Genomic DNA, 16,899 nt, shown 5'->3' with positions numbered 1-16,899 from the left:
CTGCCCCCCTGCTCCTTTAACTCCCCCTCTTCTCTTGCCGTTCTTTGAGTTTTAGCATGATCTCTGCGTGCATCTCGCGGGTAATTGGGTAAAAATACGTTAAAACTAAGCCACAAAGCAAACAAACTGTAGGTATAGGCCCAACAGCAATGCGAATCGCAAACAGTGCAGATTCAGGTTGGATAGGTAGTGGGCTTCCGGCTACAGATTCTTTGAAACCAGCTACTTGCAAAGCATTTCCCACCAAAAACAGCCCGAAAGCTAAACCAAATTTTTGTAGCAAAACCATGAAGCCATAAAAAATGCCTTCTCTGCGTTGTCCTGTTTGCAGTTCATCTAATTCAATCACATCTGGCATCATCGACCAAGGAATTAGATAAGCTGTGGAGACACCAATACCTGCCATGACAGCCATCACATACATCAAAACTATTTGACCAGGTTTTAAGAAAAATAGTCCGGCGGCGGCTATTATCCACAAACTCATTCCCAGAAAATAAACAAGTTTTTTCCCGATTTTTTTACTTAGCGCCCCCCAGACAAATAGCATCAGCAGGGCAGTTACTTGGACTGCAATCAGTACTGTGGGCACATCTGATTCTTTAAGAGCCATACAATTGACTACAAAATAGGGAATAATGCTGGCTGTAATTTGTACACCTAGCCAAGAAAAAAGATATATACCAATAACAAATAAAAAAGGTCGGTTGCTGAAGACTATTTTTAGCTGTTCGCCGAAGGAGAGAGATGCAGGTTCCTCGACTAGGATGCGTTTAGCCTCAAAAGCCAAGATGCGATCGCGGACTCCAAAAACGCACCAATATAATCCTAAAATCGAAATTACAGTACAAATTGCTGCTAAAACGAGATATGCTTGTTGGCGATCGGCAATTTTGATAAAAATAATTAGCGCTAAAATCAATGACAGAATGCTGCCACCAATGGAAAATGTAAAGCGAAAGCTGTTAAGGCTAGTGCGTTCGTCGTAATCTTGAGTTAGTTCTGGAGTCATCGCCGTATAAGGCAAATTCACAACCGTGTAAAACGCTTGAGATAGCACCCCAATCGCTACGTAATACCAGAATAGCGGCCAAATATTCTCACTCTGATTTGCACTAAATTGCGGTACAGTCCACTGCAAGAAGAATAAAATTCCAAAGGGGATTGCTCCATAAAACATCCAAGGAAGACGACGGCCCCAACGGCGAGATTTCGTTTTATCAGTCAGGAACCCGACAAGCGGATCATTTACCCCATCCCAGATTTTGCCAATCATCAAAATAGTGCCAGCTAAACCCGCAGGGATACCAGCGATACTGGTAAAGAAAATCAGCAGATAAAAGACAGAGATATTTGCAGTAATTGCTGGCCCTAAATCCCCTGCACCGTAAGCCAGCTTGGTTTTCAAGTCGAGTTTTTCAGTGAGAGGATTTCGTTGGCTATCACTATCAGCAGCAGAATCGTTCATAAAACTTTGCACTCATACTAAAATAAAAAGTCTGCGATGCCGAATAGCGCGCACTTCTCTACGAGAGACTGCGCCTAGCTTGCTTCCCCGTAGGGGTACGACAAAGCTCAGTGACCATAGTAGACATCGCCTTCAATACTAGCTATCTACCACTCCCGTTAGACTTATGCCAGACCTTTATGTTTCTTGGTCAGATTATCACCAAAAAATTGAACAACTGGCTATTCAGATTTATGAATCCGGTTGGGAATTTAACCAGATTATCTGTCTTGCCAGAGGAGGACTACGAATCGGAGATATTCTCTCCCGTATATACCAGCAGCCTCTGGCAATTTTAGCAACCTCATCTTACACTGGCCCTGGTAAGCAAGAAAGAAATAATTTAATTTTCTCTCGCCACTTAACGATGACTGCCGAAAAGTTAGGTTCGCGCATTCTCCTAGTAGATGATTTGGTAGACTCTGGCATCACACTCCAGCAGACTATACCTTGGCTCAAGCAAAATACTGATTTCCCCATTGAGGAAATTCGCACCGCCGTTCTTTGGTATAAAGCCTGTTCAGTTATAGCACCCAATTATTATGTTGATTATCTGCCTAACAACCCCTGGATTCATCAACCTTTTGAACACTACGAGCAGATGAACCCCGCAGAACTTGCGGCTAAGGTAAATCAACCGTGTTGATAAATACCTACACAAACCTGCTGTACTAGCGCATTGATAATATTTTAGATTTTAGCGAAAAGGGGTTTTAAGCGATCGCATCACAGTGCATAAATCCAAAATTAACTGGAAATTGTTTTATCCATTGTGTAATATTAGTACAGAATGTAAACTTTGTATATTTTTAGCAATTTGTACAAAATTTACATTTTGATTAGCATCAATTATTTAATTTTGTGAGGCGCTATGACTGCCATAAGTGCAACAGAAGCTCGCGCAAACTTCCAAGAGCTTATTAATCGTGCTGAGTATAAGGGTGAGCGGATTGTAATTCAGCGTCATGGTAAAGCTGCCGTAGCCATTATCGGTCTTGATGATTTGAAATTGCTTGAAGCTGTTGAAGATGCTATTGATTCAGAAACACTTCGTCGTGCAATTGAGGAAAATGATGGGTTTACTACCTTAGACGCAATTAGTGTCAAGCGTGGAAATGAGTGAACGCTACAGCTTGAGAATTGCTAAGACTGCTGAAAAAGATTTGTTGGATTTGCAAGCGAAACTTTATAAGCAGGTTGTATCTAAAATCCTTTCACTTCAAGGCAATTCTCAACCTCAAGATTGCAAAGCCTTGAAAGGCTATGAGGGTGGTTATCGTGTCGATCAAGGTGAATATAGAATTCTCTACACAATTGATGAAGAAAGCAAATTGATTGATGTTTTTCGTGTTGGTAAGCGAAATGATGGTGAAGTCTACAAAAATTTGTAATCGCAATCAGTCGTAGAACCTAACAATTTAACTCCCCAAACTTAGGACTCCACCACCCTTTTTGGGTACTAAAATAAGCCACATCTTTATGTTTGGTGTCCTTACGCGATTGTGAATTAGAACATCGCAACATTGTCTTACTCTGCCCTTCTTTGACATAACTATACTCCTCTAGAGGTTTCTTACATACAGGGCAGGGATATGCCGTCATCTTCACGGGAGGCTTTTGTTGATTTTCAGCTTGGACTGCTTTAGTTTGTGGTGGCTGCCAAGTTTTGTTAAAGTCGCTCCAAAATAGCACGACATTTTCACAGCCTTTTGTGCATTTGAGGAAATATTTCTTTTTTACTTTACTGCTCGGAATTTTGGCGAGAAAATTTTTGCATTCAGGGCATCGAGTCTTGGAAGTTTCATATTTGCGTTCAGTTATCACATTAGCTTTACTTGTTGGGGAACTCGCAACTACAGTTTTAGCTTTGGAAAGCGCTGGTACAAAGTAATTCTGATTCCAACTAGTTAAATAATGCTGCCAAGAGTTTTTTCCTTCAGAAATTGCATCAAGGGCATCTTCCATTTTCGCTGTGAATTCCGCCTCTAGTAAATCAGGCAGTGCTTTGAGCAAAAACGCATCAACTTCTAACCCTAACGCTGTCGGTTGCAGATGGTCTTTTTTCAACTCGACATAATTTCGTTTTTTTAAGGTAGCAACAGTAGGAGCATAAGTACTTGGGCGACCAATTCCTTTACGTTCCATCAGTTGCACCAATTTTGGTTCGCTATAACGGGGTGGTGGCTGCGTCTGCTTCTTTTCATGTCCAGCATTCTCCAGTTTCAATGCTTGTCCCTGTTGTAATGAAGGTAAAACACTATCCTTGCTAAGATTATTCCAGTACCGGGCATAACCGTAAAATTCAATCACTTGCCCTCTCGCTGACCACAGTAGAGAACCAGACTGAGTAATCACCAAAGTTTTACGCAATTGAGCAGCACGACACTGAGAGGCAATTGAGCGTTTCCAGATCATCACATACAGATTAAACTGATCATCAGGAAGTTCAGAGCGTAATTGAACTGAGGGACGAAACACATCAGTTGGACGAATCGCTTCATGTGCTTCTTGAGCCGATTTGCTACTACGATGCTTGGCGACTTGCGGCGGTACATTCTGCGGATCGTTTTGCTCCAACCATTTACGGGCGCTGGCACAAAATTCTGGACTCAGCATTACTGAGTCTGTTCGCATATATGTTATTAGCCCTGCTTCATACAGCTTTTGGGCAACAACCATAGTTTTATCAGGAGCAAACCTCAACTTTGAACCGGCTGCTTGCTGAAGGCTGGAAGTTGTAAATGGTGGCGGTGGCTGGCGGCTAACGATTTTTCCTTCAAAATGAATCACCTGATGAGGATGTCGCTGTGCTTCTTCAACTAAACGTGTAGCCTCTGCTTCGGAAAGAACACGTTTAGACTCTGGTGTTTCTGGACTATTACCTACTTTCGCATCATCATGAGTTTCAGTTTCTTGCTCTGCTGCATCTTTTGCAGAATCGACCGTCCCTTTGTAAAAAGCTCGAAATCCTTCAGTATAATCTACCCAGACACTCCAGTAATCTTGGGGGACAAAAGTCAGAATTTCGTTTTCTCGCTGACAAATCAAATGCAACGTCGCGCTTTGAACTCTGCCAACACTCTTAGCGCCGTTATTTAATGCCCAAACTAACGGACTACCCTTATAACCCACCAACTTATCTAGGCAATCTCGGCACAGCCCAGCACCGATTAAGTTTTGGTCTAGCTTTCTAGGATTAGCGATCGCACTCTGCACCGCCGATGCTGTAATCTCAGTATAAATTACTCGTTTCGGTTCTCTTAAACCCAGTGTTTCTTTGAGATGCCAAGCGATTGTCTCGCCTTCCCGGTCTGGGTCAGTTGCTAAGACAACTTCATCAACCAGCCTCACCGCAGACTTGAGCTTCTGGATTGTTTCTTTCGCTCGTTGGTCACGCGGGACGTAATTGCACCGCACATTACCGCCATCCATGACGAAGCCCAAGGAATCGTCTCCTTCATTGCTGAGTTCTCGGATATGGCCACAACTGGCTAGAACTTTCCAGTCTGAACCCAGAATTTGACTGAGTTTTTTGACTTTTCCGGGAGATTCTACCACAAGCAGGCGTTTGATCATAACAACTGCGTTCTAGATTTTGAGCAATAAATTGGCAATTGCAATCAGCGATGGCTGCGCCAACGCCAAAGGCGAACGCCTATTCTCGTGATATGGATTTTCTAGAATACTGTACCAAAAAGCTTTGGAAATTGCTCAACTCAGTTTAGAGGTAAATCATCCCAACGCGATGACCATGCCATTAGATAGCGGCAATGAATTCATTAACTGTAAGTCCAGCAGTACGGATGAGACTACGTAATGTTCCTTTTGCCACCTCACGATGATCTGGAACAGATAAGGTCACTGTTTCGCCTTTTTTAACCAGGATAATGTGACTAGCACTTTGAGGTGCAAACTCCCAACCGAACGATTCAAACACATGGACGACTTCACGTCCACTTAGAACCGGAAGGGCAGATGCCATGATTAAGCTGTAACCTCTACTTGATGAGTTTCCACAGTGAGCGGTAAACCAAGTTCAGCACGAACTTGAAGACAAGCTGCGATCGCGTCCTTGATATTTTCCAGGGCTTCTTCTCTTGACTGACCTTGACTAACACAACCAGGTATACTGGGGCACTCGACAATCCAAACCCCATCTTCATCACGATCAAGTGTTACATTGAACTTCATACACTGTTTTTAGCAAAATAATTGTAGTTATTTATTATTGTAACCTGCAAACATTTAACCAAAAAAGTAGCCGAGCCGTCATACCTTGTTGGCAAAATAGAAGGTGCTCGTACCAGAAACTTGTTCCAGCAATATAAATAAAAAACTTTGGACAATCTTTTCGGTGGATTCTCCATTTAAGAAAGCTTAAGCTTTTATGGCAGCTTAATCAATAGTTGTGTGAAAGCACTTGTCTTTTATCTTAAACAATACACTTTAAACTCAATTTTTCCATACAGCCTCTCTACACCTGCGTCAAATATTTATAACTTATGATTTACTATGTAGTAATATACTAATTAGTAATGAAAATGGAATAGTAATAATAGAACATATTAGATGCCATAAAGCTATTCTGAAAAACATCAACTTTATTGATGTAATTTCTGAGTTAATAATTATTTGGTTTGCTATATCTAAATCTTCTTTTCTATATGGTATTTGTACTTAATTATCAAAATATAACCTATTCATTGAGTCTAGCAAAGTATCAGGTTGATATTTCTTAAGATCGTTGAAAAAATAAAAATTATCAGTGTCTTTTAGTATAAATTTAGATTTTCTAGATGGTTTTGATTTTAACCAAACAAAATGCTCGATATCAATTTTAGGAAGAAAAGATAGAAAACAAATTAATAAACTAATAAATAATAGAGACACTACAATTATCAATCCTATATAAATTGACATTGATAGATTTACAGTAGTTTTAATATATGTACTAATAATAGTAATTATAATGCCAGATAAACTAAGAAGAATTACATTTTTAGCTTCTGCAAATTTAAGCCAATTATTTACTAATTCAAAAGTTGAAATAAGCTTGGATGTAAACATAAAGATTTATTCTAAAAAATAAGCCTAATTTTCAGTGTCTAGCTTTACTAAATTTGAGCAAAAAGACTTACCATGTCTTTCACACCAATTACTGCCGAGACTGTAAGCATTATCAAAGTCAAATCTGCTGTCATTGGATACATCTTCCTTTTTCCAAAGCTCCTTCTTAACACCATTTGGACATCCACAAGAATATATAGCCTGCTGATCTTTGAGATTACAGAAAAATCTATCTGATACCCAAAGCCGATTATTTGTAGATAAACTAGCTAGTTTGGCTGCCATGTTTATGGGTTTTCCAGCCCAAACCTCATTCTGCCTATCTGTCCTATTTTGATAACTCTTCAAACCAAATCTACGAACTAAGACAGTTTTCTGATCAATTCCAAAATGACCACCAACATTCTGTTCAGTTAGTTTTTGAACTTTAGGCGTAAAATTTTCATAAACAAATGTTTTAAATGATATAGTTGCAGCAAGTGCTGTATAAGGTTGGCTCTTGTTGAATAGGCTAAAAACCCCGTCTCCTTTAATATCAATATATCCAGCTCCAAATTTATGAAAAATCCGGATAGCTGTTTCTGTGAAAAATCGATACGCTTTTGCTGTTGTTTTGTCATGTAATCCGGCACTAAGTTTTGTAGATCCTTCCATATCTACAAAGCAGCAGATAACATCTGGAATCTTTAACCAAGTTGTAGGATTCTGAATTGGTATTTGAGGTGTGTCTGGAATCTGATTTTGGTTAGTAATAGATACTGATTGATTAAAATATCTTAATTCTGTTTCAATTATTTGCTCAATAGCAAGCGGCAATTTCCCTTCTGTCCTAGAATCTTCTCTAAGAAAGAGAGCATTTTTTGTATCGTAAAATACACTGTCAAATAAGCTCATAAAATACTCAAACAGTCCCAATTGTCTGTCTAACAAGGTTGTCTACTTGGGAAAATTGAGTCAAAGTTATGTATAAATTAGCATTACTAGGGAAGATTTGCCTTGGTGTAATAATACATCTGTAGTGTGGATTACCGAACTTAAAAAGATAGTTACGCAAAATGTAGCGCTTCATTTAACCTTACACTTCCTCTTTCTCTATCAGGTTGGCTTACAGCAGTAATTAGCGAGAATTAATCCTGTCCGCGCCAAACGATTCTCATGGAGACAGTTTGCGATCGCACTTGTGACTTTTGTTCAAGAAAATTCCCGACTTTTTCAAAAAGTCGGGAATTTGAATATTTGGATTTTCACTAGTACAGCACAGCGTAAATCCTCTTGTTAAAGGTAGACAAACTTCCGCCACAATGTACTAGGGAGTATCAACTATTCCCTAATGAGGTACAGCTACTTGTGCATCGGCTACCTGGGTATTGTCCTCAACAATTTTGCGGAATAAATCGCCTTCAATTGTTTCCTGTTCTATCAACAAATCTACTAAACGCTCCAAAACTATGCGGTTTTCTTGCAACAGTTCTATTGCTCTAATGTAAGACTTGTTGACAATTTCGCGCACCTGTGAATCAATTTTGGCGGCAATTTCCTCAGAATAGTCTGATTTATTCATCCAGTCACGTCCCAAAAATACCTCTCCACTCTGATTTTCTAGTGACAATGGGCCTAATTCTGACATCCCGAAGCGTGTCACCATCTGCCGCGCCATTCCTGTAACCTGTTGCAGGTCATTGCCTGCACCTGTGGTCACTTCTGGCTTCCCAAAAACAATTTCCTCGGCGGCGCGACCACCCAAAGTAGCAGTAATTCTGGCTTTGAGTTGGGAACGGGAAATTAACCCCTGTTCTTCGTTGGGAGTAAACCAAGTTAATCCCAGTGCTTGTCCCCGTGGGATGAGTGTAACTTTTTGCACAGGGTCATGCCCTTTGTCTTCGAGGAATGTACCAACTAAAGCATGTCCAACTTCATGATAGGCAATCAAGCGCTTGCTCTTGCTGTCTACTAAGGCGGTACCTTCCATACCTGCAACGACTCTATCCACAGCAGCATCAATTTCTAAAAGGGTGACAGCTTCTTTGCGTCTCCTAGCCGTGAGAATGGCGGCTTCGTTGAGTAAGTTGGCTAAGTCTGCGCCAGTAAAACCAGGAGTGCGACGAGCGATCGCTTCTAATGATACGCTAGGATCAATTTTCTTATTGCGCGCGTGGACTTTCAAAATTTCCAGTCGCCCTTTGAGATCCGGTGCATCCACCATCACTTGTCTGTCAAAGCGTCCTGGTCTGAGCAACGCTGCATCTAGAACATCTGGGCGGTTAGTGGCAGCAATAATAATAATGCCTGTGTTACCTTCAAAACCATCCATTTCGGTGAGCAGTTGATTGAGGGTTTGTTCGCGCTCGTCGTTACCGCCACCGATACCAGCACCCCGTTGTCTACCTACTGCGTCAATTTCATCGATAAATATTAGACAAGGGGCATTCTCTTTGGCTTTCTTGAAGAGGTCGCGCACGCGAGATGCACCTACACCAACAAACATTTCCACGAATTCTGAACCGGAAATACTGAAGAATGGTACACCTGCTTCACCTGCGATCGCTTTTGCTAGTAAAGTTTTACCAGTACCCGGAGGGCCAATTAACAATACTCCTTTGGGAATACGTGCGCCTACAGCAGTAAATCTTTCCGGCTGTTTCAGGAAAGTAACAACTTCTTCGAGGTCTTCTTTAGCTTCTTCAACCCCGGCTACATCTTCAAATTTTACTCCAGTTTTTGCTTCCATTTGGAAGCGAGCTTTGGATTTACCGAAATTCATCGCTTGGCTAGAAGCATTAGTAGAGCGACGCAGGAACAATAGCATTAAAGCTACCAGTGGCAAAATCCACATGAGATTGATCAACAGTCCAACAGCAGCTCGACTATTAGCTGAGGAAACTTCGCCAAACTCAACATTCTTATCTTTGAGGATGTTAATTAACTCTGTGTTTTGTGCCAGAAGTCTCACCTGTTGCGGTGGTGTATCAGCCTTTTGCCCTTTGAGATAAACCTTTGCTAGCTGTTCAGTTTCGTCAAGCTCTACTTTTTGGATTTCTCCCGCCTTCGCTTTCTTGATCAAGTCGCCATAATTTAAAGAGGTGCTTTCTGCCTTTTGTGCCAGGACGGGAGTACTCCCAAAAATTCCTGGTAACATAATCAAACTAGCTGCAATCGCACCAACCCAAGCACCACGTTTTGACGCCTGTCTTTTTATCAATGGTTTTTTTCCCAAATTTGTCATAATAATTACCCTTTGTCTGCTGGCACAAGTTGAGCTATGGTTTTATGCCTATTCTTCTACCAAAAATTGTAATAACTGGAAATTACACTTTTCTTATCTAGTCTAACTTCCAGACTCGGTATTGGGGATTGGGGATTTGGGATTGGGGATTGGGGATTGGGTATTAAAGATTAGGATTAAAATAATTCTTTCCCAGTCCTCAGTCCCCTTGATATCAATTTGACACATTCCGGCACAAATCGCTAAGATAAACATAGTCATAACGATTCCGCTTTTTAAGAAGTCTGGTAATAGTAGCTAGTTAATAGTTTGTGGGTTAATTATGGTGAGAATTATTGGTATTGGTGGTAGTTTAAGATCCAACTCATATACCCAGCTTGCTTTACAAGTAGCAGTGCAAAGGGTAGAAGCTGTGGGTGCAGAGGTAGAAATTCTCGATTTACAGCAGTTGCAGCTACCGTTTTGCACTGGCGCAAAGGAGTATCCAGAGTACCCAGATGTTCAGCGCTTGCAAGATACAGTTAGTCGCGCCGATGGGTTAATTTTAGCGACACCTGAGTATCATGGTAGCGTTAGTGGTGTCCTGAAAAATGCCCTAGATTTGATGAGCTTTGAGCAACTGTCTGATAAAGTGACAGGACTAATCAGTGTATTGGGGGGTCAGTCTAATAGTAATGCTTTAAATGACCTACGGCTAATTGTCCGATGGGTGCATGGTTGGGTGATTCCAGAACAAATTGCGATCGGACAAGCTTGGGGTGCATTCAGTCCTGAAGGCAAGTTGCTAGATGAAAAACTTTCTCAAAGATTTGATCAATTTGCTCAGAGTTTAGTTGATAATACTCGCAAGCTGCGGGGTGTTGATTAGTTATAGGAACCTATCCCACTATTCTAAAAATCCCTACTTCTTTTCGTAAAATGTGCTTGAAAACCTTGATTTTTCGTTTTTCGTTCTCAATAAGCTTAAGCTTTTTAGCACAAATATTATTAGTGGGATAGGTTCAGGGCAATACAGTTCAGTTAAGCTTTTTTCTCTCCCCCTGCTTCCCCTGCCTCCCCTGCCTGCCTGAACAGATAAATGTGTTTAACTGAAACCGTATTGAGTTATAAGGTGGGCAAGTTTGTAGTAAGGACTAAAGTCCTTATTTTTATTTTCTAATCACTAAAGTGCTTACTACAAATCCTCAAAACGAGCTTGACATACTACTAAATATTGATACTTTGTGGAATTTGGGAAGGTAGCAAGAACTTGTAAGGCATTATCCTTGTACGATTCTTCTGATTAATTTCTTTTTCAATTCCTTTGAGTTCATTTTGAAAAGTAAGCAGAGCCGAACTCAGTTGTGGCTTGGATTTAAAGTATGAGTTGGAGTATTGCCCTAACTGGGTATAGTAGACCGAACCAAGCAAATAAGTTACCTTAAGTTGGGTTTTGGCTTGGTCTAGGGAAGGTAGGATACTCATCAAATCGCCTGGTTCGTTAGGATTTGTGGGTGCTGGGGAGTAACTGGCTAGAGGAAAAGCAGGTGCATAGGTCATGAGTTCACCTTGCGGAAAATTAACCGCAGCGTGTTGGGCGCTAGCAGTAAAAATGATTGTGGAAACGGCGTCAATTAGATAATCTAGTGTCTTAATTGTGCCTGAAGCATCTTCACCAAAATTCTGGAGGCGACCTCCTTGTTCGGAAATTAATTCCTTTGCCCAATTTTGTAAAGCTTGGTCTGCTAGTAGCTGTGACTCACTGGTATAGTAACTGCTCAAATAGGCACGCACCCATTTATGAATAGCATTCCAAATCAGTAGTCCGTCATCTCGATAAGGATATTCAGGTAGTTCAGAAGTATTATCAACACCGCGACTTGCTAAAATGTTGGGAAACATGGCATTGTTGAAATGATGCAAATAATCTTGAGCGCCTTCAACAGTTAGCTGGCGATCGCTTTCAATTGTACTAGCTAAAATCGCATCTACTTCACGTCCTGGGGCAATCAAGATTTTATGAGCGCCGTAATTGATTAAGATAGTTCCCTCAAAGTGAGGTTCCAGCAAAATTCTTAAATGGTGGTTTGCTGGTAATCGACGTTTAGTAGCAATTACAAAAGGTTCGATAAATAAGTGAGTGCGACCAAGATGACTAATTAGTTCATGGTAGTTGCTATCTGCCATTTGCACAATGCTTTTAGCGATCGCCCAGTTATCACCATTTAAAGGGGTGAATACTGGATCTTCCGGCTGGCACTGAATAGCCACTGGTACTAAAGACCGAGATGGGCTACCAGATGGTGGGACTGCAAATAATGCTAAAGGCGAATAGATATACTTTTGTTGTTTAGGAAAAGTCCCATTTTTCATGTTTTTTAACTTAGAATAATCAGCTTTATAAAGCCGACCTTCTCTCTTTGCAGCTTCAAGGGAGTCCGACTTCCCAACTATTTGCTGGTATTGTTCGTTAGTGATTTGTAAAGTTTCTTCCTGTTCTGATAACTTTTGAAGCATCAGTGGATTTGGCCCAGCAACCTGCATATAGGCAAAAACCAAATCCTCTTGAAACCTAGAGCTAATTTCTGGAAGAGGGATTTTTCTAAATAATTTATTATAATCTTCAAAATTTAGTCTATTTGCAGATTCTCCTATAGAAAACTCTACTTCTATAGACGAGGGTTGAGTGTTTTCTAATTCCAGCAACTTTGCATCAGAATTAATGATTTTCTTAAAAGCAGAACTTAACAAGTCTGTGATTGAATCTTCTACGTTAGATGACGCAGAGAAATCTACATCTCCTATGTTACCATGAAAATAATGTGATTCAAATTCCTCATCAATAGCCATAATCTGTCTATCAAATTCAGAAATTTCTTCAATTCCAAACGACACCTCATCCGAAGGATTGATATCAACAACTTTTTCGGTAATTTCTTGAGTAATTGATGCCAAATCAAAAGCAATTTTTTCTAATTCTTGATTACTTTCAGCATCTTGAATCTTTTGCTCGATATCTGCTAAAGCTTGGACTTTAGTGTTGAGTGACAAGTTATCGCTTTGGTCTTCATCATCCAGTCCGTAAGACACGCTGCGGTCAAATAAATTTGAAAAGCTACTGACAGTATCATTTACTAAAATCAGCGTTAGTTTTTGAGTTACTGAAAGTACCCATTTCAAATTAGGTAACTCTTGGGCTGGGAGTTCTACTTTAATGACTGGCAAGGGTAGAGCGCCTGTCATAGCTAGAGGACGAATATAATCATAATTATATTCATATTGCATATATTGCAACGATGCTTTACTAAATTTTACTAATTTATATAAAAATACTAAAAGGCTTTGTATATCTGACTTCGTTAGTCCTGAAGAAGAAGATATGAGATGAGAAGCTATGGACATATTGACTCCTGTTTTTTTGGTAAACATTTAACTTTTGTGACAACAAAAACTGGATAAAAAAGGCAATTTTACTAGTTGGCAATAAAGGTTGCGATCGCCTTGTTAATCATCTAACCAACCATAGCACGTTATATTAAAATTTAGGGAAAAACAAATGCTTAAAAATTATTGAATTAAAAAATAATAGTTGTAAATATTTAATTTTATTGTTTGGATTAAAAAGAACTTTATTAACTGATAAAATTTTGTTTTTATCTTATTTAAATTGCATTTTAAAATTTGTTTTTGATATTTATAGTAACTATTTATAGCGGCTATAAATTGAATTATGCAATCGCTTTATTAATTGCAATCGCTATAAGATAAATCATCACCAAAAAATTTCAACAGATAATTATATTAGTTTCACATAGCAGATTCTTGATTAGTAGCAACGCGCTCGCACTCATCCAGATGACTCTCTTGTATACCACCAGAATTAGATGTAGGACAGTTGATTAATTTAAAATCTTTCAAAATAAAATAGACGTTATTATCAAAACTATTAATAGTAGCAAGATTAGGTATATTTTTACTGTAGGCATCCCACAATTGAGTATAAATAGCAAAGTTAAGTAGGTTGCCAACTACAATAACTCCCACAGAATTAGTTGTTTTTCCCGTTTTTTCTTCTGGTTTTTCAGTTAACCACTTATTTTGAGCGTTATCGCAGTCATGTTCCATCTCAAATCTAGACTGAATATAATAAACTCCTGCTTCTTTGGGTGCAGTTAGAGTAAAACTTTTCTTCCCCTGTTTCTCTCCAGTTTCGATTACGTCGTCCATTATACAAGCTGTTTCATCTTTGTCTTGAATACCTACTACAATTTGGTGTACTGCATCTTGTAGGTCAGGTTGTTTTTCTGTAAGATAAAAGTATTTATATTGTGTAGTTCCTTGAATCTTTTGCCCAGGAGACGCAAATACAACATTAGGCTTTTGTCTCAAAGTCAGCAGTATTGTTCCTATTACCGTTGCCGCAGATGTACCGAACAGTAAGATGACTGCGAAGATAGCGAACCTGAGTCTTAATATTCTCTTTCTACGCGCCTTTTCATCCCTGTGTTGGCGATCGCGAAATTCTACACAAGCGTCTACATATTCAGCCTCTAACTGGTTCAAAAAGTTGGTTTGTTTCGCTAGCATTTGGGCATCTTCTAACCTTCCACCCCGATGTGCCAAATAGTTCTCGTCTTTTTGCTGCTTTTCCCACTCCAAAGCTGCTTGACGAATAGTTTCGCGTAGTTGTAAGTTAATTTGGTTATCATCTAACCAATTCAGCAATCGGGGCCAATAGCGGATTAAGGCTTCATGAGCTACTTCTACCTCCTCACGATTTGTAGATCCGTCTACGTTCGTAACTACTAATCGCGCTCCTTCACCAGCCAACCGCCGTATTAACTGCTTGGTACTTGCTAAATCACCACCGAATGGCACTAGTTCATCTAACCAAACTCGCCGTCTTGTATCTCGACGTTTCTCTCCCTGGAGGGCGTTTTCATCCAAGCGGGTTAAGCGGATGAAGATATTCTTAACTTCGTCTTGTTCTGAGGGTGACAAACTATTGTATACATCATCGGCAGTTTGAGCGATCGCCATATTCACACCACCAATCGCTTCATACTCCACACAGCGCAACCATCTACCATGTCGCCGCTTCCACATCTCCAACAATGCATGTTGCAACAGTGGCATGGCTCCTGGCTCACCTTGAACATCATCGAGAATCGAGTTGCTTAACCCTGCTTCAAAGCGCAAACCCACTTGGGCAGCTTGCATTTCCATTGCCTTTCGCAATTCTGCCGCATCCATTGGGCCAATTAGTTTTTGCCTAGCTTCCATCAAATCTTTCAGGTTGCGGTAGGTAGCACACTCGCCCCAAAAGTCTGCCCGCATGGTAATCACGACTTTTTGATATGGAATCAGGCTTAACAATTTTTCGATGAAAGTCACCTTTACAGTTTCATCAGTACAGAGGGTAAACAGTTCCTCAAATTGGTCGATTACTAATATTGAAGATTGACCTTGCACTGGGGAAAGAGTAGTTTGTAATTGCTTGATCGGGTTACTGCTTGGTGTCATGTATGCTGTAACTACACCCGGTTGCAACTGTTCTAGCATCGGGATCAATCCGGCTAACACTACCGATGACTTACCACTACCAGAAGCGCCTAACACAGCTAAAAAGTTATGTTCAGTCAGCTTTTGTTGCAGTTGCACAATCAGTTGTTCTCGCCCAAAGAAAAACTCGCGGTTTTCCACGCGGAAAGGATATAAGCCACGGAAGGGACAACGAGAATCATAGATGGGTGGTTGCTGATCTAATGCCAAAGCATGGAAGTTGAGGTCAAATATTTCCTCACAGAAGTTGTTAATCTCTTCTAAAGCCTGCGATCGCTCTTGGAGGGCTGGTTTGCTCAAAGCTGTAACATCCGCCCCTAGTGTGTTTCCTAGCTGCTGTACTAGTTCTGTAAACCTTTTTTTTAGGATAGGCGATCGCTCTGGTAGCAACTGTACAAGGCGCTCTAGACCATATTGAATTTCGGCGTTGGTTAATTCTCTGTCAAGCTGATCGCTGAATAAGGGTCGTCCCCCTAAACGGCTAAACAGCGCCGGTACAGTAACGTCACCACGTTCTGCAAGAGCTGCTGTAGCTTCATGTAATGCTGAGTCCACCTCCCCCGACTCTCTAAGTTGGGAGTAAAATTTCTCTGCTAATGCTTGAGCCGTCTTGATAGTAACTTTTTCAGTCATGGCCACTACCGCAGGCATCCCCAAATCCCGCACCAAGCGCTGTCCTAATCCCCCTAATCCGGCTTCTGCTTCTGGGCTAGCACTCTCACAAGTGCAGAGAAAAGTAAAATGGGGTAGCCCTCTAGCTCCCCGTAACGGGCGCACTCTTTCCAGTAACCTTGTCGCTGTCACCACCTCGACTGTATCATCAGCTTTTGACCAGTAGAGGAGAGTTTCGCCATCATCAAGTACTCTACCGTGGCTGACAAAGTGCAACATTGTATACTGCTTTGTCCGGTCAGTTAGTTGAGCGCAAAGTTGGTCTAGGGTAGGTAAACCAATGGCATCATCAACTGTTGCTAACACATCAGTGGGGATATCTCCCAAGGCTGACCGGACACTTTTGACCGTAGCTTCAACATCAAAAGTGTCTAATTTATACTTTTGCGAATCCGAAGGACTCGCCACCAATACCAACGCCCGTAAGTCCCGCCGCCCAATGGCGGGAAAGAGTCGGTCAGTAATGGCAGGAATATAAAAGCAAAAAGGCACTCGTTGGTTGATGGCTAACATCTGCCAGTCGCCATCAATAGGAGCGCATAACCTTTCCCAGCGTAAGGTTCTGAGTTCTTTGTCTGGGGCTTCAATAAATAGCAATACCCGCAGTGTTTCTTTATTCTGACTCAGTGCCCTAATAAATCCATCACGTACTTCGTCTTTTAACAGTGCTTTGCCTAATAATGTCCCGTAATCCTGTACTTGTCCCAGAAGACTGGTTAAATGCTGGAAATCTTCAGCAGTTAGGCAGAGATTACCTTCCGATCGCAACGGTAGGAGGACACCTGGTTGACTGTGTTCTACTACAATTGGCCAGTTATCTCCTGATTTGCGTTGGATGGTAATCTCGAAGGTGTTCATTGGTTTTGATTGGGGAGTGGGGAGTGGGAAG

Annotated in this window: 12 protein-coding genes; 4 read left to right on the top strand and 8 right to left on the bottom strand. The window is 40.8% G+C overall.

The genetic code is table 11. The features are described 5' to 3' along the window. Positions 1-16: 16 nt before the first annotated feature. On the bottom strand, positions 17-1,468 hold the full coding sequence (locus tag ACFE90_RS24790) for an MFS transporter (RefSeq protein ID WP_375505118.1): 1,452 nt from the start codon (positions 1,466-1,468) through the stop codon (positions 17-19). 166 nt (positions 1,469-1,634) lie between these two features. On the opposite strand from ACFE90_RS24790, the gene ACFE90_RS24785 reads away from it, so the two are divergent. From ACFE90_RS24785 to ACFE90_RS24775, 3 genes are all read left to right on the top strand, one after another. Next, entirely contained in the window at positions 1,635-2,153 is a 519-nt protein-coding gene (locus tag ACFE90_RS24785; protein ID WP_375505117.1) for a phosphoribosyltransferase, read from the top strand. A 225-nt stretch (positions 2,154-2,378) separates the two neighbouring features. Further along, positions 2,379-2,630 carry a type II toxin-antitoxin system Phd/YefM family antitoxin gene (locus ACFE90_RS24780; protein WP_375505116.1) on the top strand — a complete coding sequence of 84 codons (252 nt, stop codon included), beginning with the start codon at positions 2,379-2,381 and terminating at the stop codon, positions 2,628-2,630. Further along, positions 2,623-2,898 carry a type II toxin-antitoxin system RelE/ParE family toxin gene (locus tag ACFE90_RS24775; protein WP_229563801.1) on the top strand — a complete coding sequence of 92 codons (276 nt, stop codon included), beginning with the start codon at positions 2,623-2,625 and terminating at the stop codon, positions 2,896-2,898. The genes ACFE90_RS24780 and ACFE90_RS24775 overlap by 8 nt, the downstream gene beginning before the upstream one ends. 19 nt (positions 2,899-2,917) lie before the next feature. Here ACFE90_RS24775 and topA read toward each other — a convergent pair whose 3' ends face one another. From topA to ftsH, 5 genes are all read right to left on the bottom strand, one after another. After that, positions 2,918-5,083: a type I DNA topoisomerase gene (gene topA / locus ACFE90_RS24770; protein ID WP_375505115.1), complete on the bottom strand. Its 2,166-nt coding sequence runs from the start codon at positions 5,081-5,083 to the stop codon at positions 2,918-2,920. Positions 5,084-5,264: 181 nt separating this feature from the next. Further along, positions 5,265-5,489 (bottom strand): type II toxin-antitoxin system HicA family toxin, encoded by a 225-nt coding sequence (locus tag ACFE90_RS24765; protein ID WP_375505114.1) that lies wholly within the window; start codon positions 5,487-5,489, stop codon positions 5,265-5,267. A gap of 2 nt (positions 5,490-5,491) precedes the next feature. Beyond that, complete coding sequence (locus tag ACFE90_RS24760) at positions 5,492-5,698, bottom strand: type II toxin-antitoxin system HicB family antitoxin (RefSeq protein WP_375505113.1); 207 nt, start codon at positions 5,696-5,698, stop codon at positions 5,492-5,494. 900 nt (positions 5,699-6,598) lie between these two features. Then, entirely contained in the window at positions 6,599-7,468 is an 870-nt protein-coding gene (locus ACFE90_RS24755) for a hypothetical protein (RefSeq protein ID WP_375505112.1), read from the bottom strand. Between the two features lie 433 nt (positions 7,469-7,901). Next, positions 7,902-9,797: an ATP-dependent zinc metalloprotease FtsH gene (gene ftsH, locus ACFE90_RS24750; RefSeq protein ID WP_375505111.1), complete on the bottom strand. Its 1,896-nt coding sequence runs from the start codon at positions 9,795-9,797 to the stop codon at positions 7,902-7,904. A 322-nt stretch (positions 9,798-10,119) separates the two neighbouring features. On the opposite strand from ftsH, the gene ACFE90_RS24745 reads away from it, so the two are divergent. Next, entirely contained in the window at positions 10,120-10,665 is a 546-nt protein-coding gene (locus ACFE90_RS24745) for an NADPH-dependent FMN reductase (protein ID WP_375505110.1), read from the top strand. Positions 10,666-11,003: 338 nt separating this feature from the next. Here ACFE90_RS24745 and ACFE90_RS24740 read toward each other — a convergent pair whose 3' ends face one another. Together ACFE90_RS24740 and ACFE90_RS24735 are read right to left on the bottom strand one after the other, a co-directional pair. Beyond that, positions 11,004-13,178: a lipoxygenase family protein gene (locus tag ACFE90_RS24740; protein ID WP_375505109.1), complete on the bottom strand. Its 2,175-nt coding sequence runs from the start codon at positions 13,176-13,178 to the stop codon at positions 11,004-11,006. Positions 13,179-13,583: 405 nt separating this feature from the next. Next, on the bottom strand, positions 13,584-16,899 hold a 3,316-nt coding region (locus ACFE90_RS24735; protein WP_375505108.1), incomplete at its 5' end, for a CHAT domain-containing protein.

The sequence above is a fragment of the uncultured Nostoc sp. genome (assembly GCF_964245445.1).
Classification (GTDB): domain Bacteria; phylum Cyanobacteriota; class Cyanobacteriia; order Cyanobacteriales; family Nostocaceae; genus Nostoc.
The sequence above is the reverse complement of the archived record's forward strand: the minus strand, read 5'-3'. Positions and strand labels throughout refer to the sequence as shown.

Bases quoted from the DNA above. Each gene is read 5' to 3' on its own strand.
- ACFE90_RS24790 (WP_375505118.1), bottom strand. From the start codon at position 1,468: ATGAACGATTCTGCTGCTGATAGTGATAGCCAACGAAATCCTCTCACT.
- ACFE90_RS24785 (WP_375505117.1), top strand. From the start codon at position 1,635: ATGCCAGACCTTTATGTTTCTTGGTCAGATTATCACCAAAAAATTGAA.
- ACFE90_RS24780 (WP_375505116.1), top strand. From the start codon at position 2,379: ATGACTGCCATAAGTGCAACAGAAGCTCGCGCAAACTTCCAAGAGCTT.
- ACFE90_RS24775 (WP_229563801.1), top strand. From the start codon at position 2,623: ATGAGTGAACGCTACAGCTTGAGAATTGCTAAGACTGCTGAAAAAGAT.
- topA (WP_375505115.1), bottom strand. From the start codon at position 5,083: ATGATCAAACGCCTGCTTGTGGTAGAATCTCCCGGAAAAGTCAAAAAA.
- ACFE90_RS24765 (WP_375505114.1), bottom strand. From the start codon at position 5,489: ATGGCATCTGCCCTTCCGGTTCTAAGTGGACGTGAAGTCGTCCATGTG.
- ACFE90_RS24760 (WP_375505113.1), bottom strand. From the start codon at position 5,698: ATGAAGTTCAATGTAACACTTGATCGTGATGAAGATGGGGTTTGGATT.
- ACFE90_RS24755 (WP_375505112.1), bottom strand. From the start codon at position 7,468: ATGAGCTTATTTGACAGTGTATTTTACGATACAAAAAATGCTCTCTTT.
- ftsH (WP_375505111.1), bottom strand. From the start codon at position 9,797: ATGACAAATTTGGGAAAAAAACCATTGATAAAAAGACAGGCGTCAAAA.
- ACFE90_RS24745 (WP_375505110.1), top strand. From the start codon at position 10,120: ATGGTGAGAATTATTGGTATTGGTGGTAGTTTAAGATCCAACTCATAT.
- ACFE90_RS24740 (WP_375505109.1), bottom strand. From the start codon at position 13,178: ATGTCCATAGCTTCTCATCTCATATCTTCTTCTTCAGGACTAACGAAG.